The organism is Achromobacter sp. B7, from assembly GCF_003600685.1.
GTDB classification, from domain to species: Bacteria; Pseudomonadota; Gammaproteobacteria; order Burkholderiales; family Burkholderiaceae_B; genus Achromobacter; species Achromobacter spanius_B.
In genome coordinates this window covers 2,421,706-2,446,189 of the sequence record NZ_CP032084.1, presented here as the reverse complement: position 1 = coordinate 2,446,189, position 24,484 = coordinate 2,421,706, and the positions used below count along the sequence as shown (strand labels likewise).

At 65.1% G+C, this 24,484-nt stretch carries 25 protein-coding genes; 12 read left to right on the top strand and 13 right to left on the bottom strand.

Features of this window, described 5'->3' with window-relative positions; all coding sequences use genetic code 11:
* Window positions 1-26: 26 nt before the first annotated feature.
* The gene (locus DVB37_RS11025; protein ID WP_120155079.1) at window positions 27-1,601 is read left to right on the top strand and encodes a BcpO-related WXXGXW repeat protein; all 1,575 of its coding nucleotides are present in this window, start codon (window positions 27-29) and stop codon (window positions 1,599-1,601) included.
* Between the two features lie 85 nt (window positions 1,602-1,686).
* A complete protein-coding gene (locus DVB37_RS11020; protein WP_104145666.1) occupies window positions 1,687-2,235 on the top strand; it encodes a peroxiredoxin in 549 nt (182 codons plus the stop codon).
* Window positions 2,236-2,312: 77 nt separating this feature from the next.
* Here DVB37_RS11020 and DVB37_RS11015 read toward each other — a convergent pair whose 3' ends face one another.
* A complete protein-coding gene (locus tag DVB37_RS11015) occupies window positions 2,313-3,764 on the bottom strand; it encodes a CoA transferase (RefSeq protein ID WP_120157448.1) in 1,452 nt (483 codons plus the stop codon).
* A gap of 344 nt (window positions 3,765-4,108) precedes the next feature.
* On the opposite strand from DVB37_RS11015, the gene phrB reads away from it, so the two are divergent.
* The gene (gene phrB, locus DVB37_RS11010; protein ID WP_120155077.1) at window positions 4,109-5,530 is read left to right on the top strand and encodes a deoxyribodipyrimidine photo-lyase; all 1,422 of its coding nucleotides are present in this window, start codon (window positions 4,109-4,111) and stop codon (window positions 5,528-5,530) included.
* 27 nt (window positions 5,531-5,557) lie between these two features.
* On the opposite strand, the gene DVB37_RS11005 is transcribed toward phrB, so the two are convergent.
* Window positions 5,558-5,890: a tetratricopeptide repeat protein gene (locus tag DVB37_RS11005; RefSeq protein ID WP_082134614.1), complete on the bottom strand. Its 333-nt coding sequence runs from the start codon at window positions 5,888-5,890 to the stop codon at window positions 5,558-5,560.
* A 226-nt stretch (window positions 5,891-6,116) separates the two neighbouring features.
* Here DVB37_RS11005 and DVB37_RS11000 point away from each other — a divergent pair, with 226 nt between their 5' ends.
* From DVB37_RS11000 to DVB37_RS10990, 3 genes are all read left to right on the top strand, one after another.
* The gene (locus tag DVB37_RS11000) at window positions 6,117-7,673 is read left to right on the top strand and encodes a DUF1800 domain-containing protein (RefSeq protein WP_120155075.1); all 1,557 of its coding nucleotides are present in this window, start codon (window positions 6,117-6,119) and stop codon (window positions 7,671-7,673) included.
* 9 nt (window positions 7,674-7,682) lie between these two features.
* A complete protein-coding gene (locus DVB37_RS10995) occupies window positions 7,683-8,879 on the top strand; it encodes a DUF1501 domain-containing protein (protein ID WP_046806831.1) in 1,197 nt (398 codons plus the stop codon).
* A gap of 89 nt (window positions 8,880-8,968) precedes the next feature.
* On the top strand, window positions 8,969-9,460 hold the full coding sequence (locus DVB37_RS10990) for a glutathione peroxidase (protein WP_120155072.1): 492 nt from the start codon (window positions 8,969-8,971) through the stop codon (window positions 9,458-9,460).
* A 45-nt stretch (window positions 9,461-9,505) separates the two neighbouring features.
* Here DVB37_RS10990 and DVB37_RS10985 read toward each other — a convergent pair whose 3' ends face one another.
* Window positions 9,506-9,973, bottom strand: coding sequence for an Lrp/AsnC family transcriptional regulator (locus tag DVB37_RS10985; RefSeq protein WP_046806829.1), 468 nt, complete (start codon window positions 9,971-9,973; stop codon window positions 9,506-9,508).
* Window positions 9,974-10,096: 123 nt separating this feature from the next.
* On the opposite strand from DVB37_RS10985, the gene DVB37_RS10980 reads away from it, so the two are divergent.
* From DVB37_RS10980 to DVB37_RS10955, 6 genes are all read left to right on the top strand, one after another.
* Complete coding sequence (locus DVB37_RS10980; protein WP_120155070.1) at window positions 10,097-10,996, top strand: DMT family transporter; 900 nt, start codon at window positions 10,097-10,099, stop codon at window positions 10,994-10,996.
* Between the two features lie 135 nt (window positions 10,997-11,131).
* Window positions 11,132-11,833 carry a glutathione S-transferase N-terminal domain-containing protein gene (locus tag DVB37_RS10975; protein WP_120155068.1) on the top strand — a complete coding sequence of 234 codons (702 nt, stop codon included), beginning with the start codon at window positions 11,132-11,134 and terminating at the stop codon, window positions 11,831-11,833.
* 14 nt (window positions 11,834-11,847) lie between these two features.
* The gene (locus DVB37_RS10970; protein WP_046806826.1) at window positions 11,848-12,312 is read left to right on the top strand and encodes a GNAT family N-acetyltransferase; all 465 of its coding nucleotides are present in this window, start codon (window positions 11,848-11,850) and stop codon (window positions 12,310-12,312) included.
* Window positions 12,313-12,343: 31 nt separating this feature from the next.
* Window positions 12,344-12,619 (top strand): lipoate protein ligase C-terminal domain-containing protein, encoded by a 276-nt coding sequence (locus tag DVB37_RS10965; RefSeq protein ID WP_046806825.1) that lies wholly within the window; start codon window positions 12,344-12,346, stop codon window positions 12,617-12,619.
* The gene (locus tag DVB37_RS10960) at window positions 12,616-13,392 is read left to right on the top strand and encodes a biotin/lipoate A/B protein ligase family protein (protein WP_120155065.1); all 777 of its coding nucleotides are present in this window, start codon (window positions 12,616-12,618) and stop codon (window positions 13,390-13,392) included. Before DVB37_RS10965 ends, DVB37_RS10960 begins: the two co-directional genes overlap by 4 nt.
* 32 nt (window positions 13,393-13,424) lie before the next feature.
* Complete coding sequence (locus DVB37_RS10955) at window positions 13,425-14,234, top strand: RsiV family protein (RefSeq protein ID WP_046806823.1); 810 nt, start codon at window positions 13,425-13,427, stop codon at window positions 14,232-14,234.
* Window positions 14,235-14,474: 240 nt separating this feature from the next.
* On the opposite strand, the gene DVB37_RS10950 is transcribed toward DVB37_RS10955, so the two are convergent.
* The 10 genes from DVB37_RS10950 to DVB37_RS10905 all read right to left on the bottom strand — a co-directional run bounded on the left by DVB37_RS10950 (window position 14,475) and on the right by DVB37_RS10905 (window position 24,426).
* Window positions 14,475-15,584, bottom strand: a complete 1,110-nt coding sequence (locus tag DVB37_RS10950) for a porin (protein WP_046806857.1) — start codon at window positions 15,582-15,584, stop codon at window positions 14,475-14,477.
* Between the two features lie 343 nt (window positions 15,585-15,927).
* Window positions 15,928-16,407, bottom strand: a complete 480-nt coding sequence (locus DVB37_RS10945) for a thioesterase family protein (protein ID WP_120155063.1) — start codon at window positions 16,405-16,407, stop codon at window positions 15,928-15,930.
* Window positions 16,408-16,683: 276 nt separating this feature from the next.
* Window positions 16,684-17,973, bottom strand: a complete 1,290-nt coding sequence (locus DVB37_RS10940; protein WP_104145655.1) for a Glu/Leu/Phe/Val dehydrogenase — start codon at window positions 17,971-17,973, stop codon at window positions 16,684-16,686.
* A gap of 272 nt (window positions 17,974-18,245) precedes the next feature.
* Entirely contained in the window at window positions 18,246-19,193 is a 948-nt protein-coding gene (gene hutG / locus DVB37_RS10935) for a formimidoylglutamase (RefSeq protein ID WP_120155061.1), read from the bottom strand.
* Window positions 19,190-19,972 carry an amino acid ABC transporter ATP-binding protein gene (locus DVB37_RS10930; protein ID WP_046806819.1) on the bottom strand — a complete coding sequence of 261 codons (783 nt, stop codon included), beginning with the start codon at window positions 19,970-19,972 and terminating at the stop codon, window positions 19,190-19,192. Before DVB37_RS10930 ends, hutG begins: the two co-directional genes overlap by 4 nt.
* On the bottom strand, window positions 19,969-20,637 hold the full coding sequence (locus DVB37_RS10925) for an amino acid ABC transporter permease (RefSeq protein ID WP_046806818.1): 669 nt from the start codon (window positions 20,635-20,637) through the stop codon (window positions 19,969-19,971). Before DVB37_RS10925 ends, DVB37_RS10930 begins: the two co-directional genes overlap by 4 nt.
* On the bottom strand, window positions 20,634-21,377 hold the full coding sequence (locus DVB37_RS10920; RefSeq protein WP_120155059.1) for a transporter substrate-binding domain-containing protein: 744 nt from the start codon (window positions 21,375-21,377) through the stop codon (window positions 20,634-20,636). Before DVB37_RS10920 ends, DVB37_RS10925 begins: the two co-directional genes overlap by 4 nt.
* A 191-nt stretch (window positions 21,378-21,568) precedes the next feature.
* On the bottom strand, window positions 21,569-22,309 hold the full coding sequence (locus tag DVB37_RS10915; RefSeq protein WP_120155056.1) for an IclR family transcriptional regulator: 741 nt from the start codon (window positions 22,307-22,309) through the stop codon (window positions 21,569-21,571).
* Window positions 22,310-22,516: 207 nt separating this feature from the next.
* Window positions 22,517-23,473, bottom strand: coding sequence for an ankyrin repeat domain-containing protein (locus tag DVB37_RS10910; protein ID WP_120155054.1), 957 nt, complete (start codon window positions 23,471-23,473; stop codon window positions 22,517-22,519).
* A gap of 182 nt (window positions 23,474-23,655) precedes the next feature.
* Window positions 23,656-24,426 carry a TatD family hydrolase gene (locus DVB37_RS10905; RefSeq protein ID WP_120155052.1) on the bottom strand — a complete coding sequence of 257 codons (771 nt, stop codon included), beginning with the start codon at window positions 24,424-24,426 and terminating at the stop codon, window positions 23,656-23,658.
* Between the last annotated feature and the right edge of the window lie 58 nt (window positions 24,427-24,484).

Sequence of the window (24,484 nt, the reverse complement as noted above, 5' to 3'; positions counted from 1 at the left end):
CGTCGACGCGTCCTGAAGGAACTGCCATGACGCCCCTAGCCCGGATTTCCCGCCTGCGGCCTGCCGCCGCCCATATCGCTCTTGCCGTGTCCTTGCTGGCGACGGGCAGCGCCGCCGTGGCGCAAACCTACGACGCCCCGCCGCCCCCGCCGGGAGCGCCCGCCGCTCCTGACTACGATGGCGGCGACCCGGCATCCGCGAATCTTGCGCTGGTGGACCGCAGCCCGGAACCGCCGCCGCCCTTGCCCCAGTATGTGCAGCCGCCTGCCCCGGCCGACGGCTATCTGTGGGTGCCAGGCTACTGGAGCCGCAACCGCTACGGATTTTTCTGGGTGCCCGGCGCCTGGGTGCTGGCGCCCTATAACGGCGCCTTGTGGACGCCCGGATACTGGGGGTTCTCCAATGGGCTGTACATATGGAGCCCCGGTTACTGGGGCCCCCACGTGGGATTCTATGGCGGCATCAACTATGGCTTCGGCTATGTCGGGCTGGGCTATGTGGGCGGTTACTGGAAGCGCGACCGCTTCTACTACAACCGCTCGGTGACGAACGTAAACGTCACGCGGGTCACCAACGTCTACAACCACACCGTGGTCGTCAACAACATCGACAACCGCCGCGTCAGTTATCACGGCGGGCCGAACGGCATCCGGCGCGCGGCGGACCCGCGCGAGCTGGCCGCCCGCAACGACCGCCATGCGCCGCCGACCGACATACAGCGCAACTACGTGCGCGAAGCGGGCAATAACCGCGCGCAGTTCTACGACCACAACAAGGGCCGCCCGCCGCAGGCGTTTGTGGATCACCCCGATAACGGTCGCGGGCCACAGGGTGGGCGACCGGGCGGCGACAACAACCGCCCCGACCCGAATCGCGGGAATCCGAATCGGCCGGACCACGGCCGAGGCCCGGGCCAGACCGTGGTCGGGACGCAGGCGCAACGGGATGTGCAGCAGCGGGATGTAGAGCGGGTCCAGCAACAGATTCAACAGCGAAATTCGCAACGGGATCAGCAGCAGCGAGACCAACAGCAACGCGATCGCCAGCAGCGAGACGTGCAGCAGCGGGATGTAGAGCGGGTTCAGCAGCAGATTCAACAGCGAAATCCGCAAGGGGATCAGCAGCAGCGGGATCAGCAGCAGCGGGACCAACAGCAACGCGACCGCCAGCAGCGAGACGTGCAGCAGCGGGATGTAGAGCGGGTTCAGCAGCAGATTCAACAGCGCGATCAGCAGCAGCGGAATCAGCAGCAGCGCGATCAACAGCAGCGCCAGCAGCAGCAAGATCGCGAACAACAACAAGTGCGCCAGCAACAGGCGCGCGAACAGCAGCAGCAACAGCAACAACAGGCCCGCCAGCAGCAGGCCCGCGACCAACAGCAGCAACAAGCCCGCCAGCAGCAGGCCCGTGAACAGCAGCAAGGCCGTCAGCAGCAGGCGCGTGAACAACAGGCGCGTGAGCAGCAGCAGCAACAAGCTCGCCAACAACAAGGCCGCGAACAGCAGCAGGCGCGGCAACAGCAGGCGCGTGAACAGCCGCAGCGGCAGCCGGGCGGTGGCGGCGATGGCGGCGGCCGAGGCGGTGGCCCTAACCGTGACTGAACTGGACCCTGGGCCGCGCGCGGACTACAGTAGGCCACTTGCCGCCCACCGCCGCGCGCCCAACGATTGATTATTGGAGACTTCCATGAAGCGCCTTGTTTCTAGCCTGATGCTCTGCGGCCTGCTGGCCGCCGCATCCGCCCACGCCGCCTTGAACGTCGGGGCGCCCGCGCCCGACTTCAGCACCGACGCCTCGCTGGGCGGCAAGGTCTTCACGTTCAAGTTGAACGACGCGCTAAAGCAAGGCCCGGTCGTCCTGTATTTCTTTCCCGCCGCCTTCACGCAGGGCTGCACCATCGAAGCGCACAACTTTGCCGAAGCCACCGACGAATACAAGTCGCTGGGCGCCACCGTCATTGGCGTATCGACGGACAACATCGACACGCTGAACAAATTCTCGGTCAGTGAATGCCGTGGCAAGTTCGCCGTGGCGGCGGATGCCGATGGCAAGATCATGAAGTCGTATGACGCCGTGCACGACAAGCGCCCGGAATACGCACAGCGGATTTCCTACGTGATTTCGCCGCAGGGCAAAATCCTGTACGAATTCACCGACATGAACCCCGAGTCGCACGTGACGAACACCATGCGCGCGCTGCGCGACTGGAAGGCCAAGCAGGAAAAAACCAAGTAAGAGGCGACTTCCGCAAGCCAGAAAAAAAGGCGCCAAACGGCGCCTTCGTTATTTTCCGGCCATCAGCGCGGAACGTCCTACGTGTTAAACGGCCACACGGTCGGATGCGTGCCCGGCGGACTTGACGGGCGGGTCCAACGGGCGGGCGTTTCCGAAAAGCGCGCGCCATGACGCAGGGCTACCAGCTCGCCAAAGCCCGACGCCTCCGTTTCCAGCAAACCGTCAAAGTCCGGCATGCGGCAGTCCAGCCCGCCTTCCACCCTGCCCATCCCGCGCAACCAATGCGCCGTCTGCGCCAGCGACACGCGCACGTGCCAGCTGCCGCCTTCCGTTGCTTGGCGCGCCAACGCCACCTGCGCGCCAAACGCCATCAGGTAGCCCGAGGCATGGTCAAGAATCTGCATCGGCAGGGGCTTGGGCGCTTCCTGGCCAGCTGCCTGCGCTTCGGCGTGGTTGAAGCCCGTGGCGGTCTGCACGAGCGAATCGAAGCCCCGGCGGTTGGCCCACGGGCCCACGTTGCCATAGGCCGATAGCGACACATACACGATGCCCGGGCGGATACGCGCGGCGTCTTCCGGCCCGAAGCCCAGCGCCGCCATCCCGCCCGGCCGATAGCCCTGTACAAACACGTGGGCGCTGCGCAGCAGGTTGCCCAGCGCGATGCGGCCGTCGGCCGTGTCCAGGTCAGCCAGCACCGAGAGCTTGCCCCGGCTGGTGTCGATGATGTTGTCGATGTTGGGCAACTGCGGCGAGTTCACCAGCATCACGTCGGCGCCATAAGCCGCCAGCGCCCGGCCACACACGGGGCCGGCGATGATGCGCGTCAGGTCCAGCACGCGAATGTCTTTCAGCGGCCGGGCGTCGTGCCCATACTTGGGCAAGGGACGCGGGTCGGCATCGCCGATGCGCTCAATGGTCATCAAGGGTTGCGCCGCCACGGCCTGGCCCTGCGGATGGCGGTCCCATTCGTCAAAGCTGCGCATCGCGGCAACCACCAGGCCCGCGTCGGCGGCCACCTGTTCAAAGTCCAGCGCTTTCCAGCGGCTCAACGCCGCCTGGACCGCGTCGCGCGTAGTGCCCTCTCCGACGGGACAGCCCAACAGGGCCAACGCGCCGTCTCGATGGTGCGCAAAGTTGGCATGGATGCGCACCCAGCCCCCGTCACCGCACTGGTAGACGCCGCTGATCGGGTCCCAGATATTGGGCGTGACGCCGTTGATGGTGAAGTGGCTGCGGCATTCCTGCGCCGCGTGCAGCATGTCTACGCTGACCTGCTGGCGCGAGCCGCCTCGCAGATACCAGAGTTCAGCCGCTGCCAGCGCTGCGGCGGCCATGCTGGCTTGCGCGGCCGTCCCCACAGCGAACGAAGACGGCAACACCGGTTCGGCGCCCGTCAGCATCACGTGGTCGAGGGATTCGTCGGGTAAATCGAAAGAACGCCACAACTTTTGCAGGACGTCGCGCGATGTCGTGGCGGCGGATGTGCGTCCCCGTAGAAAGGACGGGCGAAGGTCCATCAGATTTCCCATAGCGTTCAACTTTTTTTCAGTCGTTGAATCGATTACATGGCGGCGGCCCAGGCGCGTCAATACAAACCTCGCGCCAGCGTGTTTCATGGTTTGACCGCTACACGTCGTCTGAACCGGTTTGCCGCCTGTGCCCGGACGCCGCCCGGCCTCCCCCGCTGCCCGGGCGAACGGCGCATCCCGCATGCCGTGTGCAATGCCGGCTGGCGACGCCGGATTCCGTCACGCCGCGCCGTCACATCTACTCGTAGTTTTTACATCGTCTTCCATGCGCCGGGCCAATATAGAATGCCAGCCTCGACGCAGGGCATCGCCCTTCGCCCACTTTTTGCCTGGGATCGCCCTCCATGAATACGCTGCTCTGGCTGCGCACCGACCTGCGCATGCACGACAACCCCGCGCTGGCGGCTGCCCGTGAAAACGGAACGGTGACCGCGCTGTTCCTGGCCGCGCCCGAACAGTGGCGCCAGCATGGCGACGCGCCGGCCAAGGTGGATTTCTGGTTGCGCAACCTGCGTGACCTGTCGCGCGATCTGGGCGAACGCGGCATTCCGCTGAAGCTGCTGACGGTGTCGGACTGGAGCAACGCGCCCCAGGCGATTGCTGATTTCTGCCAGGCGCACGGCATTTCCCAAGTGCACGCCAACACCGAATGGGCGATCAACGAACGCCGCCGCGACGCCGCCGTGGCCGCCGCGCTGGACGGCATCGGCGTGGATTGGACGCTGCATCACGGCGCGACCCTGCTGCGGCCCGGCACGGTTACCACCGGCAAGGGCGATTGTTATCGCGTGTACACGCCCTATGCGCGCACCTGCCGCGAACGGCTGCGCACGGCGCCGGTGGTAGCGGTGCCCGCCCCACGCCCGCAAACCCCGCCCGATTGGACGGCCGACCCGCTGCCGGACGCCTTCGACGGCTTCGCCGCGCCCAGTGACGCGGTGCGCACGCTATGGCCCGCCGGCGAAACTGCCGCGGGAGACCGGCTGGACGCCTTCACCGACGGCATCATCGACGCCTATAAGGACGAACGCGATTTTCCGTCCTTGCCCGCCACCAGTTGCTTGTCGCCTTATCTGGCGGCAGGCGTACTGTCGCCCGGCCAGGCGCTGCGCGCGGCGCTGGCGTCCAATCACGGCGAGCTCGATAGCGGCAAGGCGGGCGCGGCGACATGGATCAACGAACTGCTGTGGCGCGAGTTCTATCAGCATCTGCTGGCTGCCTACCCCTCGCTGTCCATGCATCAGCCGATGAAGCCGGAGACCGCCGCCGTGCCGTGGCGGGACGCGCCGGATGACCTGCAAGCGTGGCAGCAAGGCCGGACCGGTATTCCGATCGTGGACGCGGCCATGCGCCAATTGCTGGCGCTGGGCTGGATGCACAACCGGCTGCGCATGGTCACCGCCATGTTCCTGTCGAAAAACCTGTTGATCGACTGGCGGCTGGGCGAAGCGTGGTTCATGTCGCAGCTGGTGGATGGCGACCTGGCCGCCAACAACGGCGGCTGGCAATGGAGCGCGTCAACGGGCGCCGACGCCGTGCCGTACTTCCGCGTCTTCAACCCGCTATCGCAATCGCGCCGCTTCGATCCGCGCGGCGTGTTCCTGCGCGAATGGCTGCCCGAACTGGCCGACCTGGACGACAAGGCCATCCACGACCCCAGCCCGATGGAACGTGCGGCGGCGGGCTATCCGATGCCGATCGTCGACCTGGCGCAAAGCCGCTTGCGTGCGTTGGAAGCGTTTGGGAATTTGCCGGCGGTGGGGTGAATGCGATCAAGCGCGGCGCGCGGCGGATCACGAACCCGCCGCCGCCTGCTTGTCCAGGCGCTTGATGAAGACCTGCAATTCCTTTTCGACCTGCTTGTCGCCGCGCGCCTGGGCGGCCGCCACGCCCCGGTCCCACGCTGCGCGCGCCTGTTCTACGTCGCCCCGCCCCAGGCAAGCCTTGCCCAGCCATTTCCAAGCGACGGAATACGCGGGGTCGAACGCCAACGCCGCGCGCAAATGGGTTTCGGCTTTTTCAAAGCTGTCTTGTTCGGCATAGGCCTTGCCCAGCGAAAATCGCAGCAACATATTGTCGGTGCCCTTGGCCAACATCGCCTCCAGGCGTTCGATCATTCCTTCCATCGGCGTGCTCCTGCTTTCGTCTTGTGCATCGTCTTGTGCAGCGTTATTGACTGCAAGCGGCCATGATAGGACGACGTGCCGCCAAGCGCCGCAATGGCCCCAGCCCGCGCCGGGTCGGCAGCGAACTGAAAATTGCGGTTTCCGCGCGTTTCAGGACTGCCCGGCGCGGGAATGTTCGGAGGATTATCCTGTCACACCGCTTATTGCCCTTTCAGGGTCTTGCTTCATGATGCGATCACGAATGCTGCTGACCAACGTCGTGCCAATGCTGTGCCTGGCGCTGGCGAGCGTGGCAGCGGCGGCTGCTTCCCCTGCCGCGGCCACTGCCCCGCAAGAAGACACCCGCGCGTATGAAGCCGCCCTGGTCAACCGCATCACTTGGGGCGCCACGCCCGCCGAGCTGGCTCGCATCCGCGAGATGGGCGCGCAGCGCTACGTGCATGCGCAGTTGCACCCGGACGCCCAGGCGCGGTTGCCCGCCGAGGTGCAGTCGGCCATCGATGCACTGCCCATCAACCAGGAAACCGAACAGGACGCCCAGGCGCGGCAGCGCAAGCTGCGACAAGACGCGCGCGATCTGGATCCCCAGGCCAAGCTGCAAGCGCAGCGCGACGCACGCGCGATATCGCGGCAGCGCGCCCAGGACGCCGCCAGCCGCGCCGTGTGGCGCGCGCTGTATTCGCCCGCCCCCTTGCAGGAACAGATGACATGGTTCTGGATGAACCACTTCAATGTGTTCGCGGGCAAAGGCGACGTGGGCACGTATCTGCCGCAATACGAAGAGCAAGCCATTCGCCCACACGCGCTGGGCAAATTCCGCGACATGCTGCGCGCCACCGTCAGGTCGCCCGCCATGCTGGTGTACCTGGACAACACGCGCAATGTGGCGGGGCACATCAACGAGAACTATGCGCGCGAAATCATGGAGCTGCACACACTGGGCGTGGGTGGCGGCTATACGCAAAAAGACGTGCAGGAACTGGCGCGCATCCTGACCGGCCTGGGCGTGCATAACAGCGACAAGCCACCCAAGGTCAAACCCGAATTGCGCGCCGGGCTGGTCCAACAGGGGCTGTTTTTGTTCAACCCCGCGCGCCACGATAGCGGCGACAAGGTGTTCCTGGGCCACACCATTCGCGGCGGCGGCCTGGACGAAGTCGATCAAGCCATCGACCTGCTGGCGCGCCACCCGTCCACGGCGCGCTTTGTCAGCACCAAACTGGCCGCGTACTTCGTGGGGGAATCGCCGCCGCCCGCGTTGGTGGCGCGCATGGCCAAAACCTTTCAGGCCCAAGATGGCGACATCGCGGCAACGCTGCAAACGATGATCGCCTCGCCGGAGTTCGCCAAGTCCTTGAAGACCGGCGTGTTCAAGGACCCGGTGCATTACGTGTTTTCTGCTTTGCGATTGACCTATGCCGACATGCCGCCCATCCGCAATCCCAAGGCGGTGTTGTCGATGCTGCAACAGATGGGCCAGGGCATGTACCAACGCCCCACGCCCGACGGCTATCCGATGTCGCAATCTGACTGGGCGGGTTCGGGGCAGATGACACAACGGTTTGAAATTGCGCGCGCCATTGCCGCCGCACCGCAGCCGTTTTATCGCACGACAGAGGCCCCGGAGCCGGTCGCGCTGCCCAAGGCGACGCCGCTGCTGGATGCCAACCCGGATCTGTTGCGCGTCCTGTCGCCCGCAACGCGCCAGGCCGTGGGCCAGGCCCGAAAACCCGTGGATGCCAATACCTACCTGCTGGCCTCGCCAGAATTCATGCGCCGCTAGGAGAACGCGATGGACCGCCGCCGCTTGCTTCAAATGATGGCCACCGCCCCGCTGCTGCTGGGCGGCAGCCGCTTGTATGCGGCGCCCGCCGCGTCGGGCAACCGCCTGCTGGTCGTCTTCATGCGCGGCGCGTACGACGCCGCCAGCCTGCTGGTGCCCACGTCCAGCGACTTCTATTACGAGTCGCGCCCCAGCATTGCCATCGCCCGGCCCGGCTCAGGCGATGGCGCCGCCCTGCCGCTGGCCGATGGCTGGGGCCTGCACCCGGCGCTGGCCGATAGCCTGCTGCCGTTCTACCGCAACAAACAGCTGGCTTTTGTCCCGTTTGCCGGCACCGAGGACCTGACCCGCAGCCACTTCGAAACGCAGAACAGCATCGAGCTGGGCCAAGGCGCCCGCAAGGATGGCAACTACCGATCCGGGTTTCTGAACCGCTTGACGTTGGCCCTGGGCGCCAACGGTTCGCACCCCGCCGCGTTCACGTCCGATGTGCCGCAAATTTTGCGTGGCGATGCCCGCGTGCCCAACGTGGACCTGGGCGGAGCGAACAGAAAATCCCGCTTGAGCGACGCCGACAACCGCGCCATTGCCGCGATGTACCGCGACACGGACCTGCACGCGGCCGTGGACGAAGGCCAGCGCGTCATGGGCGCCACCCGGCAGGAACTGGACGCCGAAATGCAGGCCGCGAACGGCAACGCCGTGTCGACCGACAAGTTGGAAAAGGAAATCCGCCGCATCGCCCGCTTCATGACCGACCGCTACAACGTCGGGTTTGTGGATGTGGGCGGCTGGGACACGCACGTCGGCCAGGGCGCCGCCACGGGTGCCTTGGCCGGCCGGCTGGGGCAGTTGGGGCGCGCGCTGGCGGCCTATGCCGACGCGATGGGGCCGGCCTGGGGCCAGACCACCGTCGTGGTCATCAGCGAGTTTGGCCGCACGTTTCGCGAAAACGGCAACAAGGGCACGGACCACGGTCACGGCACCGTCTATTGGGTGATGGGCGGCAACGTGCGCGGTGGCCGGATTGCCGGACGCCAGGTCCCTGTCCGCCACGACACCCTGTTCCAGGACCGCGACTACCCTGTTCTGAACGAATACCGCGCCGTTTTCGCGGGCCTGTTCGCGCGCTTGTACGGGCTGGACAAAGCCCGCCTGGCGCAGGTATTCCCGGGTGTGGCCCCCGTGGATATCGGATTGGTCTGATACCCCGGCGTGCGCACGCGGCGCTACACTCCACGAGCCAATTGGCGCACCGACGCGCCCGCGTCGCAACGCCCGACACAGGAGCCCGCATGAGCACGATTTTCGATTTCACCGCCCGCGATATTCACGGGGTGGATCAATCCCTGGACACGTATCGCGGCCGCGTGCTGCTGGTCGTCAATGTGGCGTCCAAGTGCGGCTTCACGCCGCAATACGCGGGGCTGGAAGAGCTGTACCGTTCGTTCCGTGACGACGGCTTCACGGTGTTGGGCTTTCCGTGCGACCAATTCGGTCACCAGGAACCGGGCGACGAAGCCGAGATCCGTAATTTCTGCGCCACGCAGTACGACATCAGCTTTCCGCTGTTTGCCAAGATCGACGTCAATGGGGCCGACGCCCATCCGCTGTACCGCTGGCTCAAGGGCGAAAAGCCCGGCGTCTTCGGCACCGAAGGCATCAAGTGGAATTTCACCAAATTCCTGGTGGGCCGCGATGGCCAGGTCATCAAGCGCTACGCGCCCACCGACACGCCGGCGGGTTTGAAGGACGACGTGGCGCGGGCGTTGTCGGCCCCGGTGTAAGGGCTGGGAGTAGGCGGCTAGGACTACTCGGCTGGGACGACGCCCTTAGCGCAACGGCGGCAGGCGGCGGCGCACCGTATGCGCCTTGACGATGGCGGTGTTGGTTTCGGCGAACTCCGTCACGCGTTCCAGGATGCCGTCCAGATGCGAGATCGACCGCAGCACCACACGGGCGATAAAGCAGTCGTCGCCCGTGACCTTGTCGCACTCGACGAATTCCGGGATTTCCTCGATCAAGCCTTCCACGTGACGCAGCTGACCCGGCAGCGGCCGGATGCGCACGATGGCTTCCAGCGTGTAGCCCAGCGCCACCGGGTCCACATCCAGCGTGTAGGCGCGGATGACGCCGGATTCCTCCAGGCGCCGCAGCCGGTCCGCCACGCTAGGCGCCGACATGCCTACCTGCCGAGCCAGGTCGGCCGTGGTGGTCCGCGCGTTGGCCGCCAGGGTCTGCACCAGGCGGCGATCAATACCATCCAGTACCGGGTTTTCGTTTTTTAGGTCGTTCTGCATAAATTTCACCTAAATGAAGGTTGGCGGATGAAAGCGCCACGCATTCATCATATAACCGCATCGATGCGCCTGGGATAATTTCTCCATCAAGAACGTGGCCAGACGGCCGATGGAGACCCCCTCATGACCCCCGCATCAGAACGCCTTGGCCTGGCGCAAATGGCCGCCGCCATGACCTTATCCGGCACCCTGGGCGTGTTTGTCCTGGAATCCGGTCAAAGCGCCTGGAACGTCGTTTTCTTTCGCTGCCTGTTCGGGGCCATGGCGCTGTTCATCTATTGCTGGTCGCGCGGCCTGCTCAAGCCCGGCCTGTTCACGCGCAAGACGCTGTTCCTGGCGCTGGTGGCCGGCGCCGCGCTGGTCATGAATTGGGTCTTGCTGTTCTCGGCCTACCGGCTGGCGTCCATTTCCCTGGCCACCGCGGTCTACAACGTGCAGCCCTTCTTTTTGATCGGGCTGGGCGTGCTGTTCCTGGGCGAACGCCCGTCACGCGGCAAGCTGGCGTGGTCCGTCGTGGCGTTTGCCGGCCTGCTGCTGGTGCTGCGCCTGACGGACACGCACGCGGGCGGCCAGGCCTATCTGTCGGGCCTGCTGCTGGGCCTGGGCGCGGCCGCGCTGTATGGCGTGACGGCGGTCATCGTCAAGCGCTTGAAGGGCGTGCCGCCGCAGGTGCTGGCGCTGGTTCAGGTGACGCTGGGCGCCGTGATGCTGCTGCCGATGGCGGATTTCAGCGCCGTCCCGACCGCGCCGCTGCAATGGGGCTATCTGGTGGCGCTGGGGTTGGTGCATACGTGCCTGATGTACATCCTGATGTATTCGGCCATCCAGAAGCTGCCGACCACGTCCACCGCCGCGCTCAGCTTCATCTACCCCGCCGTGGCCATCCTGCTGGACCTGGTCGTCTATGGCCAACGCATGGAACCCATGCAGGTGGTGGGCGTGGCGATGATCTTCGTGGCCGCCGCCGGCGTCAGCCTGAACTGGACGTGGCGGCTGCCGGGCGGGTCCCACCGGGTGGTGTAAGGCGCGGGGTTTGGGGGCCGCCAAGAAACCCGCCCCCGGCCCCGGTTATTCGGGGCCGGCGACAATGCCTGCCGCTATCATGGCCTTCCACCCGCCGGCACGGCCGGCGGCGCCTTGATTCCCAGGACGCACCCCATGATCGATCTCTATTACTGGACCACCCCCAACGGCCACAAGATCACGCTGTTCCTTGAAGAAACCGGCCTGCCCTACAAGATCCACCCGGTGAACATCAGCCGCGGCGATCAGTTCAAACCCGAATTTTTGGCCATCGCGCCCAACAACCGCATCCCTGCCATCGTCGACCAGCAACCGGCCGACGGCGGCGCGCCCTTGTCGCTGTTCGAGTCGGGCGCCATCCTGCTGTATCTGGCCGAAAAGACCGGGCAGTTCCTGCCGGCCGACCTGCGCGGCCGCGCGGAAGTGTCGCAATGGCTGTTCTGGCAAATGGGCGGCCTTGGCCCCATGGCCGGCCAGAATCATCACTTCTCGGGCTACGCGCAAGAGCGCATCCCCTACGCCATCGACCGCTACGTCAAGGAAACCAACCGCTTGTACGGCGTGCTGAACAAGCGTCTGGCCGACCGCGAATTCGTGGCGGGCGACTACTCCATCGCCGATATGGCGGCCTACCCGTGGATCGTGCCGCATGCCAAGCAGGGTCAGGACCTGAACGACTTCCCGCATCTGCAACGCTGGTTCAACGCCATCGCGCAACGCCCCGCCACGCAGCGCGCGTACGCGTTGGCCGACAGCGTCAATACCACGCCCTCCATCAGCGATGAGGAATCGCGCCGCATTCTGTTCGGCCAGACCGCGCAGAACCTTGCCCGCTAGCCAGGAGCCCTGCGATGTCCGATCCGCAATTGGTCTTTCGCCGCGCGCGCCAGGAAGACCTGCCGCACATCGTGGCCCTGTTGGCCGACGATGAGCTGGGCGCCAAGCGCGAAGACGCCTCGGTGCCGCTGAACCCGCGCTACACGGCTGCCTTCGCCGCCATCGCGCAGGATTCCAACCAGTTCCTTGCCGTGGTTGAGCAAGGTCCACACCTGGTCGGCTGTTTGCAGTTATCGTTCATACCCGGCTTGTCGCGGTTGGGCCTGTGGCGCGGCCAGATCGAAAGCGTGCGCATCGCCTCGTCGGCGCGCGGCCAGGGTCTGGGTCGGGCCATGTTCGAATGGGCCATCGACCAGTGCCGCGCCCAGGGCTGCGGCCTGGTCCAGCTGACGACCGACCGCGCGCGCCCCGATGCGCGCCGGTTCTACGAAAGCCTGGGCTTTACGGCCAGCCACGACGGCATGAAGCTGAACCTGTAGTTTTTGTTCATTGATTTCGCAAGGAGCGCCCATGCATGGCGAATACAAAGTCCCCGGCGGCAAATTGGTTGTCGCGGATCTGGAAGTGCGCGACGGCCGCCTGGCCAACGTACGCATCAGCGGCGACTTCTTTCTAGAGCCGCCCGAAGCGCTGGAAGCCATCAACAGCGGCTTGAACGGCATGCCGGCCGATGCCGGCGAACTGGAATTGGCGGTGGCGGTGCAATCCGCCCTGCCCGCCGATGCCGAACTGTTCGGCTTTTCGGCCGAAGCCGTGGCCGTGGTGCTGCGGAGGGCGCTTGCATGACGCGCACCGACTGGAACGATTACGACTGGCAATTGATCCACGAAGGCCCGCAGGCGCCGTCGCTGCACATGGCGCTGGACGCCGTCATTACCGATGAAGTGGGCGCGGGCCAGCGCCCGCCCACGCTGCGCATCTGGGAATGGGCGGCGCCCGCCGTCGTTATCGGCCGTTTCCAATCGCTGAAAAACGAAGTGGACCCCGACGGCGCCAAGCGCCACGGCATTGAAGTCGTGCGCCGCGTCAGCGGTGGCGGTGCGATGTTCATCGAACCGGGCAACTCCATTACCTATTCGCTAAGCGCGCCGCAAGCCCTGGTGCACGGCATGAGCTTCCAGGAATCCTATGCATTCCTGGACGCCTGGGTTTTGACGGCGTTACAGGGCCTGGGCATCAAGGCCTGGTATCAACCCCTGAACGACATCGCGTCCGACATCGGCAAGATTGGCGGCGCGGCGCAAGCCCGACGTGCGGGCGCGGTGCTGCACCACGTGACCATGTCGTACGACATCGACGCCGATAAAATGGTCGAGGTCTTGCGCATTGGCCGCGAGAAACTGTCCGACAAAGGCACCACCAGCGCGAAGAAACGCGTGGACCCGCTGCGCACGCAGACCGGTCTGGCGCGCGAAGTCATCATCGAGCGCATGCTGGAAACTTTTGCCGGCATGCATCGTCTGACTCCGGGGCAAATCGGCAGCGACACGCTGGCGCGCGCCCAGCAGCAAGCCGATGAAAAGTTCTCGACGCCCGAGTGGACGGGCGTGGTGCCTTGACGGCAAGATCTTGATTTTGTGGAGGTAGTTCAATGCGTCGCACATTCACGCCGCCAGGCGGGATAAGCGGTCTGATCCTGGGCGCGGCCTTGTTGGCGCTGGCCGGCTGCGGCAGCACGCCGCCTGCCAACATCACCCTGGCCGCGCCCGCTTCGACCACCCCGGAAAAAGTGGGCGACCTGTCCACCGAGCGGATCAAATGGGCGTCGAACAAACCGGGCTGCGAAGGCGACTGCCCGCGCATTGAAATCGACAGCGTGGCGTTTCCGGGCATACCCAAATTGACGGCGTTGGTGGACCACGTGCTGGCCTACATGACCGGCACCGATGCCAATCGGCGTGGCCCCTACAACACGCTGTCGGAATACACCCAATACTTCTGGTCGACCGCGCGCGCCCGCGACGCCACGTATTTCAAGGCGTCGGTGAAAGACACGGTGGGCGACATCGTGGCGATTGAATTGCACACCGAGCAATTTTTGACCGGCGCCGCGCACGGCATTCCGGCCACGCAGTATTTGAACTGGGAGCGTTCGCGCGGCCGCGTCATGAGTCTGGATGAAGCGTTGATCCCAGGCCGGCGCGCGGAATACGTTGCGGCCTTGCAGCGCGCGCATGCCAAATGGCTGACGGGCAACCCCGACGCCAAGCGCGATCCGGCCGCCTACAACAAGATGTGGCCCTTCCAGGAAAGCGACAACTTTGCGTTGACGCGCGACGGCATCGTCGTCAAATACGACGCCTATTCGATTGCGCCCTACTCGCACGGCGAACCGGAACTAAGCATCCCTTATGCCGACCTGCGCGGCATCCTGAAGCCGGAACTGCTGCCCACGTCATAGGCCAATGCCAAGACCGGCAACGGGCGCATGGCCCAATGCCGGTCAAGGATGCGTGCTCAGCGCGGCGCAAGGCCTTGTGCAGGCCGAGGTTCGGGTGAGCGGACTGAGAGTGGAGCTAGGGAGGTGGCCGCTTTTTTCGCGTCTGTGGCCGGGTAAGACGCCCAGTCCGCTCAATGCAACCGCGGCAAGAACGGGCCGGCGGCGCGCGTCGCGCGCGCGTCGCCGGCCTGCCGCGATGGCTTAGAAGCGGTGGCGCACGCCCACGATGCCGACGGTGCTCTTGACGCCGTCAACAAACGCGAAGTCGGTCGCGTACGAACCCAGCGCGTACAGGTTGGTGCGCTTGGACAGGTTGTACGTGTAGCCGATGCTGTAGACGTTCATCGTCGAATCGTTGCCGGCGGTCAGCGGGTTGCCGTTCGGGTCGGCACGCTGCCACGACGCCAGGATGCTGCTGGCGCCCAACGGCACGGTCAGGCCGACCAGGTACGAATTGGCCTTGAAGCCGGACACGGCAACGTTGGTGCCGAAGCTGCTGGCCGTGGGGCTGCCGCTGCCGAACGAGTTGATGCTTTGGCCGGTGAACCAGCCGTCGCGCGTCTGGCCAAAGCCCAAGGCCAGCTTGACGACTTCGAAGTCGTAGGCGGCGGCGATGGACCAGGACTTGGGCGTGGCATCCGTGCCCAGCTGGTTGGCCGGGTTCAGTTGGTCGTACGTGGCGGCGACGTTCAGCGGGCCGTTCACGTAACGCAGGCCGGTCGTGATGGCGCGCGTGTTGTCAGCAGTCTTGAAGCCGGTTTGGGCGGCGGTCGTGTCGGACGCGTTGAACGAGTAGCCCACGCCAAACTGGAAGCCGCTGAACGACGGGGTCGAATACTGGACCATGTTGTCGTAGCGGACGGTGTTGGCGGCGCTGAAGGCCACGCCCACGTTAGCTTGGCCATAGCTGCCCGAGAACGGGTCGATCGAGGCCAGGTACTTGGATGCGATGTTGGTCTGGCGGCCGAATTCCAGCAGGCCCCACGAATCGGCCTTCAGGCCGACGGTGGCTTGGCGGCCGAACAGGCGACCGCTTTGGCCGGATTGGCCGTTGCCCGAATTGAAGCCGCTTTCCAGCGTGAACACGGCAGACAGGCCATCGCCCAGGTCTTCGGCGCCACGCAGGCCCCAACGCGAGCCGCTCGACACGCCGTTAACCATGCCGACCTTGGATTCGTGATAACCGTCGCCCTTGATGCGCTGGTAGCCGATACCGGTGTCGATCAGGCCATACAGCGTTACCGAGGTTTCCGCTTGGGCCACGCCGGTGACGGCGGCCAGGAGCGCGGTTGCGAGCAGAGTCTTTTTCATTACATATTCCCTTTGATTGAACATACCCAGGCCGCGTGCCGGCTTGCTGGGCAAGCGGCGCATGGCGCATGGCAGGAACGAATTCTAGGGACGCTATGTGTCAGAAAATGATGCGGTACGGCTAGTGGCCCCGATTCGCGAAAAAAAAGCCCCACTGTGGTCAGCGCTCCACAACCGGAAAGAATGCCGGTGCGGCCACGAGCACGTCACCAGAGCATGTTATGAAGGGCGCACTGGCAATGCAATCACGGCATCACCGAGCGTGGTTCGGCGCGGGTTGGAGTGTTGTTTCGGCGCAGTTTCGACCTGGGTTTGGGCGTCGACTCAAGCGTCGCTTCGTCCCTTAACGCGGACCTTTCAGCGGCAGCAGGCGGCGGTAGCCCGGCGGCAGTGGCTCGGCCGCGTGTTGGCTTACGGCGCGGGCCAGGCGTTGTTCCAACTCGGGCGGGAACGGCGTGGCGCGACGCGTGTTCAGGTCCACATGCAAGGACAGCTGCTCCATGGTGGCGGCCAGGTAGCCGTCGCGGGTCTGGGTCAGTTCCATCAGGCAGAGCACCCGCTTGTTATCCGATTCCAGCAAGCGCACGCGCAGCATCAGCGGGTCACCGGCCAGCACTTCGCGCAGATAGGCCACGTGCACGTTCATGGTGTAGATGCCGCAGCGCGTGGCCTCGGTGTAGTCCAGCCCCACGCCCACCTGCCCCAGCAGCTCAAAGCCCACACGATCGAAGATGCCGACATAGTGCGCGGCGTTCAAATGGCCATACGCGTCGATCCAGGCGGGGTCCACGGTCAGTGTCGTGGACGGCAGGGCTTGAGTCATGAAGGTCTCCGGGTGGCGAAAGGGGGAAGTGTCGATGAGCGGCGGCGGCCGCGACCGGCCTGGGTACGGGCTCAGCTCGGGTATAGGCCTGGACCTTGGCGTGGACCTTGGTCTGGGTCGGGGCTCGGCTTTGAGCTTGGGCTCCAGCTCCGGCACATTCTATTCAGATTGCGCCGGCCATGCCCCAATGGAAATCGCCCCTTGCGGGGCGATTTCTCTTTTTGTCTGCCTCGGCCTCCTCGGCGCCGCGTCAATGACGCCACGCCGATTCAGTCATCACGGATACAGGCCGCGCACCTGGCGCGCTTGCAGGATGCGCGTGCAAGCCACGATGAACGCGGCGGTGCGCAGCGTTACCTTGTGTTCCTTGGCCACCTGCGACACCGCGCTATAGGCTTCGCGCATGATGCGTTCCAGGCGCTGGTTGATCTCTTCTTCGCTCCAGAAGAAGCTGGAGAAGTCCTGCACCCATTCAAAGTACGACACCGTCACGCCGCCGGCGTTGGCCAGCACGTCCGGCACCACATACACGCCGTGTTCGAACAGGATGTCGTCCGCTTCCGGGGTGGTGGGGCCGTTGGCGCCTTCCACCACGACCTTGGCGCGCACCTTGGCGGCGTTGTCGGCGGTAATCTGGCTTTCCAGTGCGGCCGGGATCAGGAATTCGGTTTCCAGCGTCCAGAACTCGTCCTTGTCCAGCGCCTGACCACCCGAGAAGCCGCCCACGCCGCCATGTTGCGACACGTGCGACAGCAGCTTGTGGACGTCCAGACCGGCGGGGTTGTGCACGGTACCGGTGTGATCCTGGGCGGCAATGACCTTGGCGCCGGCTTCATGGAACAGACGGGCAGCGGTGCCGCCCACGTTGCCAAAGCCTTGCACGACCACGCGCGCCTTGGACACGTCGATGTTCAGGTCGCGAGCGGCTTCGCACGCCACCACGAACACACCACGGCCGGTGGCTTCGACACGGCCCAGGCTGCCGCCCAGCGCGATCGGCTTGCCGGTGACCACGCCCGTGGCGGTGGCGCCTTCGTTCATGGAATAGGTGTCCATCATCCACGCCATGGCCTGGGCGTTGGTGCCGACGTCGGGGGCGGGAATGTCTTTGGACGGCCCGATGATGACGCCGATTTCGCTGGTGTAGCGGCGCGTCATGCGTTCCAGTTCGGATTGCGACAACGTGCGCGGGTCAACGCGGATGCCACCCTTGGCGCCGCCATAAGGCAGGTTCACGGCGGCGTTCTTGACCGACATCCATGCGGCCAATGCCATCACTTCGGAGAGCGTCACGTCTTGGTGGAAACGCACACCGCCCTTGCCCGGGCCGCGCGACACGTTGTGCTGCACGCGATAGCCTTCAAAGTGCGCGATGGTGCCGTTATCGAGTTCGATCGGCACATCGACGATCAAGGCGCGCTTGGGACGCTTCAGCGTCTCGACCCACCGACCCAAGGTGCCGAGGTACGGGGTGACCCGGTCGACTTGTTGCAGGTAATTACCCCAGGGGCCGAGGTCATCGGCATTCAGATAAGACGGCAAGGCATGGGTGGGAGTGTGAGACATGAGCATGATCTCCTGACAAAGTTGCGCCATTTTATCCACGAAAACTATAGCGTCCCTATTTAAAACCTAAATATTTTTAATGGGGACGCATAGCTGTGGCGGATACCGTACGGGTCACGAGCCCGGCTCGAAAACTGACCTATCCTAAGCCGCGAACGCGCACGCGTCCAGCCTCGGTCAACCGCAAGCCGCGCCGGCCGGGCGTTACCGGAACAGCGATGAAAAAAGGGGCAGCCCCGTTCAGGACTGCCCCCCTTTCACCGCGCACCTCTTCACGGCGCCATCAGCTGCCAGGCCAATCGCGCCGCCGCGCGCGCGCCATGGCCGTCCACGTCAAAGCGCGGGCTGTACTCAGCCATGTCGGCCACCCGCAGCTTGCCGCTGGCCTTCACGCGCAGCACGATTTCCTCAACAACGGCCATCGGCACCCCGTAAGGCGCGGGCGCGGACACGCCGGGCATCGCCGCCGCCGGCAACACGTCCAGGTCGATGGTCAGGTACACGTGGCGCGCGCGCGCGAGCAACGCGTCCACGTTGGCCAGCCGAGCTTCCAGATGGCGCTCCTGCATGTCGCGGTCTTCTACCCACACGGCCCCCACCTCGGCGGCACGGGCGTACAACGCCGGCGTGTTCGCCAGCCGCGAGACGCCCAGGCAGGCATATTGCAGCGCCCGCCCCTCGGCTTCGCAGTAGCGCGCGATCTGGTCAAAGGGCGTGCCGGAACTTCCCGGGCGGCCGGTACGCAGGTCGAAGTGCGCATCCAGGTTCAGGACCAGCACGGGTTCGGTGTCGCCACGGGCTTGCAGCCAACGCGCCAAACCCTGGAAAGTGCCCCAGGCAATTTCATGCCCGCCGCCCAACACCAACGGGCGGGCGCCCTGCCCCAGCAGTTCCGCCACGCGCAGGCCCAGGCGTTCTTGCGCGTCTTCCAGCGCATCGCCCTGGCACACCACATCGCCGCCATCCAGCAGCCGGGCAAGCCCATGCGCCGGCAAGCCGGCCAGGAATTTGCGGATGCCCGCCGGCCCTTCGGCCGCGCCGACACGCCCCTGGTTACGCGCCACGCCCGCGTCGCAAGCAAACCCCAGCAGGACGGGTTCGCCCTTGTTTGCCTGGCCGGCTTCCGCCTGAACGATGTGCGCCAAGCGACGCGTGTCGCCCTCTTCGGCGCTGTCGTCGCGCGCCTTCCACACGTTCTGATCCAGCTGTGCCGCGCTCATGCCGCCGTCCCCTGACTCAATACCGCTTGCAGGAATTCACGGGTGCGAGCCTCGCGCGGTTCAGTAAAGATCACTTCGGGCGGGCCGGATTCCAGGATCACCCCGCCATCCATCACCGCCACCACGTCGGCCACATCGCGCGCGAAACCCATTTCGTGCGTGACGACCATCATGGTCATGCCTTCACGCGCCAGCAGTTTCATCACCTGCAGCACTTCGCCCACCAGTTCGGGGTCTAGCGCCGAGGTCGGCTCGTCGAACAACATGACCTTAGGCTGCATGGCCAGCGCGCGCGCAATGGCCACGCGCTGCTTCTGCCCACCCGACAGGCTGGCCGGCATGGCCGCCATTTTCTGCACCAGCCCCACCTTTTTCAGCAGGTCTTCGGCCAGCGCATTGGCCTGGTCGCGCCCCATGCCCCGCAGCGTGCGCGGCCCCACGGTAACGTTATCCAGCACGGACAGGTGCGGAAACAGGTTGAAGCTCTGGAACACCATGCCCACCTGCATGCGCAGCTGGTTCAGCGCGGCCTCGGGCAGCAGCGTGCCGTGGTCCAGCAAGGTCTGGCCGCAGATGTCCACGGTGCCCGCCTCGGCCACCTCCAGGCCGTTGCAGCAACGCAGCAGCGTGCTTTTGCCCGACCCGCTGGGGCCGATCACCACGACTACCTGCGACGGCAGCACGTCAAAGTCGATACCCTTGAGCACGGCATGCTCGCCGTAGGATTTTTCCAGGCCGCGGATGCGGATCATTTCCTGCGGATTGCCTAGCGGGTTCATTGCACCATCCCTCCGGCGCGCAGGTGCTTTTCAACCCTGCGCAAAATCAACATGGCGGCGGTGGTCAGCACCAGGTAGATCAAGGCCACCACCAGATAGGTCTCCAGCGACCGATACGACACGCTGATGATCTTCTGCCCTTCGTGCATCAGGTCGTGAATGGTCAGCAGCGACACCAGCGCCGAATTCTTGATCAGCGCGATGAACTCGTTGCCCAGCGGCGGAATCATGCGCACGACCGCCTGCGGCAGGATGATGATGCGCATGGCCTGGCCGGACGACATGCCCAGCGAACGCGCGGCCTCAGTCTGGCCACGGTCCACCGACTGAATGGCGCCGCGCACGATTTCCGACACGTAGGCGCCCGAATACATGCCCAGGCCCAGCACGCCGCAAGCGAACGCGGGCAAGGTCACGCCAAACTGCGGCAGACCAAAGAACCAGATAAACAGCTGCACCAGCAACGGCGTACCGCGAAAGAACAGCAGATAAACGCTGCACAGGTTGTAGATGACGTAGCGCTTGGGGTTGAGCCGGCCGACGCCGACCAACAGGCCCATGACACAGCCCAGCAGCAAGGCGCCGGCGGTTACCTCCACGGTAACCACCGCGCCCCGCATCAGGCTGTCGAAGTCGGCGAAGACGGGGGCGAATTCCAGGTTCATTTCTTGGGCGCCTCGAACCACTTGTTCACGATGGCCTGGTAGCTGCCGTCCGCCTTCAGCTTTTTCAGGGCGGCGTTCAAATCACGGGTCAGCTCGGGCTTGCTCTTGGGCACGGCGATGCCGTAGTCCTCGGTCGTCACCTGGTCGTCCAGCACGGTCAGGCCGGAGGTGCTTTGGGCGAACAGCTTGGCGGCGGGCTTGCCCGTCACGGCGGCGTCGGCGCGGCCGATCTGCACCAGGTTGAACATTTCCTGGTTCTTCTCGACTTCCACGCGCTGCACGGCCGGCAGGTGCTCTTTCAGGTAGTTGACCGACTTCGTGCCCACCTGCACCGACACCTTGCGGCCGTCCAGGTCCTTGAGCGTCTTGATGGGGCTATCAGTCTTGGTCAGCACGACCAGGCCGCCGGCGTAGTACGGGTCGGTGAAGTCCACCACCTTGCTGCGCTCGGGCGTGATGTAGATGGCGGACACGGCGATGTCGGCACGGCCGGCTTGCAAGGCGGGGATCAGGCCCTTGAAATCGATGTCGATCCACTCGACCTTCTTGCCCATGGCGCCGGCCAGCGCTTCGACCAGCTCGATGTCAAAGCCGGTGCGCTTGCCGTCCTTGACGAACTCCATCGGCGGGAACGTGGCGTCGGTAACGGCGCGGATGGTTTCCTGGGCATGCGCCGCGCCGGCGCTCCAGGCAAGGCCCAGCGTCAGGGCGGCGGTCAACAATGTGCGGCGAGTAGTCATGGTGAGTCCTATGCGAATGGGTACGGCGGTGAGTACGGCTAGAGGGATGCGGCGGAACAGGCGGCTAAAAGGGCCGGCCCGCGGATGCGGCGGAGCAGGCGGCCAAGGGGACGGCTAAACGAAACGGCTGGGGCGACAGTGCAACGACATATTCGATTGGGATCGGGCGGCAGCGCTCGGTCAGAGGCTCTTTAGTGGACCTTCAGGCGGTCGGAAATGCGGCGCGCCGCAGCCACGGTCATGGCGATCAGCGCGTCGGGCCGTTGCGCCGCGCGCGTGGACGGCGCCATCAAGGTGATGGAGGCCACGGCCTGATTGGGCCGCTGGAATATCGGGACGCTTACGCCCCACACGCCGGCATCCACTTCGCTATCGGTGACGGCATAGCCCTGCCCGCGTATCCGTTCCAGCTCGTCTTCCAGGCGGGACGGGTCCACCCCGGCTTCGTCGGCCAGATAGGCCAAGGCGGCTTGCAGACGGCCCAGCGGCATGAAGGCCAACAATGACTTGGCGGATGCGCCGCGCGCCAATGGCAGGCCGCGTCCCTTGGTGAACGAACAGCGCAGCGGGTGCTGGCTTTCGATCATGTCCAGGCACACGGCCTGATCCTTCACGGCGACCAGCAAACCGATGGTCTCGCCGGATGCGGCAGCCAGCGTCGCCATGTCGGGCTGCGCTTCGTGTATCAAAAAGGAAGACTGGTCAAAGCCCCACGCCAGTTGAACGCAGAGCGGCCCCGGGCCGTATTCGCCCTCGTGCTCGGCCACAAAGCCCCAGCGCTTGAGCAAGGCAACCTGGCGATACAGCGTACTTTGGGCCAGCCCGGTTTTGTCGGCCAGCGCGGCGATCGTCAACGGGCCATCGTGCCGGGCCAGCGTGGCCAACACGTACAGGACACGATCCGCGCCCGGCCCTACCGATGGTTCCGACATCCACTCTGCTCCCGCCAATAAGGAGCCGAGATTATCAATTCATGGTGGTTCTTATTTGATTTTTTCCCGAAGAATGAGAATAAGCAGGGAAAACCCCAGATAAGTACGAAAAAAAAGACCGCAATGCGGTCTTTTTGATGTGTCCCTATCAGGGGGGAAAGGGGCAACAGCGCATTGCGATGGCTGGGCGCCCTGCGTCCTGCCTGTTTACGGTGCGGCAGGGGTGTCGTAGTTGTTCAGCTTGACGCCGGACACCCCGCCCACGCTGGGTGCGGCGGCCGGGGCCGAGGCACTGCCAGCGGGTGCCGGAGCCCCGGCCGCCGGCGCGGCGCCCGGCGCAACGCCCATCGACGCGCCAGACGTTTCCCCAGCCGGCTGCGCGGCACCTTGCGCGCTACCCTGCGCGGCGGCATCCGCGCCCGTCGCGGCATCGGCCTCTACCGGCGCGGGGCTGGCCGCGCGGCGCGCGCGCTTGGCCTCGTCCGCCTGGGCCACCTTCGTGGTCAGGTACGTCGCCACCGCCGCCGACTTGCCGTTGCGCGCCCAGTCAGCAGCGCTTTGGCTCTTCAGGTCGCGCGTGGTGACGTCCGCCCCCGCCTTGATCAGCAGATCGACCATTTCTCGGTTGCCGCCCAACGCCGCCATCATCAGGGGCGTTTCACCGCCCGGCGCTGGCGCGTTCACCATGGCTTTCTTGCCCAGCAGCATGCGCGCCATTTCCATCTGCCCCTTGGACGCGGCGTAGTGCAGCGGCGTCCAGCCCAGCCGATTGACCTGGGCGCCCCGGGCGATCAGCTTTTTGGCGCGTTCGGTCTGGCCGGCAATGGCCAGGTACATCAGCGGCGTTTCGCCGGCCGGATTCTCGGCGTTCACGTCCGTGCGCTTGTCGGCCGCAATCACGTCAAACACCTTCCAGGCGCCGTCGACCACCGCGCGCATCAGGGCGGGTTGCCCGTTTTGGTAGCGCACATTGGGGTCGGCCCCCTGCGCCAGCAGGTCCTTGACGTCGTCCGGGTAATCGTTGGCCACGTACACCCACCAATCGCCCGGGTTGGCGGCGTCGGCCACGGGGGCCGCGCAGGCACCGAAGGCGATGGCCAGCGCCAACAGCGCGCCTCGGCATTGCGACAGGACTGGGCGGAAAGTCGGTGTGCGGGCGGTCATGGCTATCCTGGATGGAAAGGAACGAGGGTTAGGTGGGCGGCGGCCTGAAGGCCGGGTTTCTGGCCTGGCCGATGGTGTGCATTCAAACCGTATGTCTTTGAACGGTATGTCTTTGAACGGTATGTCTTTGCGCACCGCCCTTACTGTTTACTGCTTCCTGCTTACTGCTTACTTCTTACTGCTTACTTCTTGATCTTGCCGAACAGCTTGAAGAAGTTCTCCGTGGACGCCCGCGCCACGTCGGCCACCGGGATGCCTCGCAGGTCCGCAATCTTTTCGGCCACGTGGATCACCTTGGACGGGTCATTCAGCTTGCCGCGATACGGCACCGGCGCCAGGTACGGGGAATCGGTTTCGATCAGCAGGCGGTCCAGCGGCACCTTGCTGGCCACTTCGTGCACGATCTGCGCGTTTTTGAACGTGACGATGCCCGACAACGAAATGTAGAAATTCTGGTCCAGCGCGGCCTGGGCCACTTCCCAGGTTTCGGTGAAACAGTGCATCACGCCGCCCACCTCGGCTGCCTTTTCTTCCTTGAGCATGCGCACCGTGTCTTCGGCGGATGAGCGCGTGTGCACGATCAGCGGCAAGCCGGTGTCGCGCGCGGCGCGGATATGCCGGCGAAAGCGTTCGCGCTGCCAATCCAGCGGTTCGGACAAACGGTAGTAATCCAGCCCGGTTTCGCCGATGGCCACCACCTTGGGGTGTCGCGACAAGCGCGCCAGCTCTTCGGGCGACGGATCGGGCGTGTCTTCGTAATCGGGGTGCACGCCCACCGAGGCCCACAGGTTGGGCTGGGGTTCCACCAGCGACATCAGGCCGGGCCATTCGGGCATGTTGACGCTGACGACCAGCGCGTGGCTGACCTGGTTGGCGGCCATGCGCTCAAGAATGGCTGGCAGATCGGCGGCCAGTTCAGGAAAATTCAAATGACAGTGCGAATCGACGTACATGATGTGACTACATAAAGTGATCGCGGCGCGGCCGCTGCGAAAGGAAATCGCGACAGGC

What these genes read in the sequence shown, in the direction of transcription:
- DVB37_RS11025 (WP_120155079.1), top strand. Translation starts at nt 27, where the DNA reads ATGACGCCCCTAGCCCGGATTTCCCGCCTGCGGCCTGCCGCCGCCCAT.
- DVB37_RS11020 (WP_104145666.1), top strand. Translation starts at nt 1,687, where the DNA reads ATGAAGCGCCTTGTTTCTAGCCTGATGCTCTGCGGCCTGCTGGCCGCC.
- DVB37_RS11015 (WP_120157448.1), bottom strand. Translation starts at nt 3,764, where the DNA reads ATGGGAAATCTGATGGACCTTCGCCCGTCCTTTCTACGGGGACGCACA.
- phrB (WP_120155077.1), top strand. Translation starts at nt 4,109, where the DNA reads ATGAATACGCTGCTCTGGCTGCGCACCGACCTGCGCATGCACGACAAC.
- DVB37_RS11005 (WP_082134614.1), bottom strand. Translation starts at nt 5,890, where the DNA reads ATGGAAGGAATGATCGAACGCCTGGAGGCGATGTTGGCCAAGGGCACC.
- DVB37_RS11000 (WP_120155075.1), top strand. Translation starts at nt 6,117, where the DNA reads ATGATGCGATCACGAATGCTGCTGACCAACGTCGTGCCAATGCTGTGC.
- DVB37_RS10995 (WP_046806831.1), top strand. Translation starts at nt 7,683, where the DNA reads ATGGACCGCCGCCGCTTGCTTCAAATGATGGCCACCGCCCCGCTGCTG.
- DVB37_RS10990 (WP_120155072.1), top strand. Translation starts at nt 8,969, where the DNA reads ATGAGCACGATTTTCGATTTCACCGCCCGCGATATTCACGGGGTGGAT.
- DVB37_RS10985 (WP_046806829.1), bottom strand. Translation starts at nt 9,973, where the DNA reads ATGCAGAACGACCTAAAAAACGAAAACCCGGTACTGGATGGTATTGAT.
- DVB37_RS10980 (WP_120155070.1), top strand. Translation starts at nt 10,097, where the DNA reads ATGACCCCCGCATCAGAACGCCTTGGCCTGGCGCAAATGGCCGCCGCC.
- DVB37_RS10975 (WP_120155068.1), top strand. Translation starts at nt 11,132, where the DNA reads ATGATCGATCTCTATTACTGGACCACCCCCAACGGCCACAAGATCACG.
- DVB37_RS10970 (WP_046806826.1), top strand. Translation starts at nt 11,848, where the DNA reads ATGTCCGATCCGCAATTGGTCTTTCGCCGCGCGCGCCAGGAAGACCTG.
- DVB37_RS10965 (WP_046806825.1), top strand. Translation starts at nt 12,344, where the DNA reads ATGCATGGCGAATACAAAGTCCCCGGCGGCAAATTGGTTGTCGCGGAT.
- DVB37_RS10960 (WP_120155065.1), top strand. Translation starts at nt 12,616, where the DNA reads ATGACGCGCACCGACTGGAACGATTACGACTGGCAATTGATCCACGAA.
- DVB37_RS10955 (WP_046806823.1), top strand. Translation starts at nt 13,425, where the DNA reads ATGCGTCGCACATTCACGCCGCCAGGCGGGATAAGCGGTCTGATCCTG.
- DVB37_RS10950 (WP_046806857.1), bottom strand. Translation starts at nt 15,584, where the DNA reads ATGAAAAAGACTCTGCTCGCAACCGCGCTCCTGGCCGCCGTCACCGGC.
- DVB37_RS10945 (WP_120155063.1), bottom strand. Translation starts at nt 16,407, where the DNA reads ATGACTCAAGCCCTGCCGTCCACGACACTGACCGTGGACCCCGCCTGG.
- DVB37_RS10940 (WP_104145655.1), bottom strand. Translation starts at nt 17,973, where the DNA reads ATGTCTCACACTCCCACCCATGCCTTGCCGTCTTATCTGAATGCCGAT.
- hutG (WP_120155061.1), bottom strand. Translation starts at nt 19,193, where the DNA reads ATGAGCGCGGCACAGCTGGATCAGAACGTGTGGAAGGCGCGCGACGAC.
- DVB37_RS10930 (WP_046806819.1), bottom strand. Translation starts at nt 19,972, where the DNA reads ATGAACCCGCTAGGCAATCCGCAGGAAATGATCCGCATCCGCGGCCTG.
- DVB37_RS10925 (WP_046806818.1), bottom strand. Translation starts at nt 20,637, where the DNA reads ATGAACCTGGAATTCGCCCCCGTCTTCGCCGACTTCGACAGCCTGATG.
- DVB37_RS10920 (WP_120155059.1), bottom strand. Translation starts at nt 21,377, where the DNA reads ATGACTACTCGCCGCACATTGTTGACCGCCGCCCTGACGCTGGGCCTT.
- DVB37_RS10915 (WP_120155056.1), bottom strand. Translation starts at nt 22,309, where the DNA reads ATGTCGGAACCATCGGTAGGGCCGGGCGCGGATCGTGTCCTGTACGTG.
- DVB37_RS10910 (WP_120155054.1), bottom strand. Translation starts at nt 23,473, where the DNA reads ATGACCGCCCGCACACCGACTTTCCGCCCAGTCCTGTCGCAATGCCGA.
- DVB37_RS10905 (WP_120155052.1), bottom strand. Translation starts at nt 24,426, where the DNA reads ATGTACGTCGATTCGCACTGTCATTTGAATTTTCCTGAACTGGCCGCC.